The sequence below is a fragment of the Bacillus sp. AFS031507 genome (assembly GCF_002584635.1).
Lineage (GTDB): Bacteria > Bacillota > Bacilli > Bacillales > Cytobacillaceae > Neobacillus.
This window is the reverse complement of record NZ_NUOW01000089.1, coordinates 1-365: the sequence shown is the minus strand read 5'-3', so window position 1 is coordinate 365 and position 365 is coordinate 1. Positions and strand designations below refer to the sequence as shown.

Here is a 365-nt window from a genome sequence, read left to right as displayed (position 1 = left end):
TACCTTTCTATGCCCTCTCAGTCCAATCAACAAATCATGAAAAAGGTATATGATGATTGGAAAAGTTTCTTCGAAGCCTCTAAGAAATATAAAACCATGCCTACTAGCTTTTCAGGAAAGCCAAAGATGCCTAAGTATAAACCGAAGAATGGACGTACGACTTCTTATTTAACCAATCAAATTACCAAAATTAGAAATGGAAATGTGCTTTCATTACCAGGTACTCCTCTAACATTAAAACTGGGGAAAATCGCACATATAGATGGTAAACTACAACAAGTGCGGATTGTCCCGACTTATGGCCGGTATGTAATGGAAGTCGTTTTTAAAAGTGAAGATGAAAAAGAGATCAAACGATCAGAAAA

At 36.2% G+C, this 365-nt stretch carries 1 pseudogene; it reads left to right on the top strand.

The window, feature by feature from the left end:
* Positions 1-365 (top strand): annotated as a pseudogene (locus tag COE25_RS31180) (RNA-guided endonuclease InsQ/TnpB family protein); the annotation flags it as partial.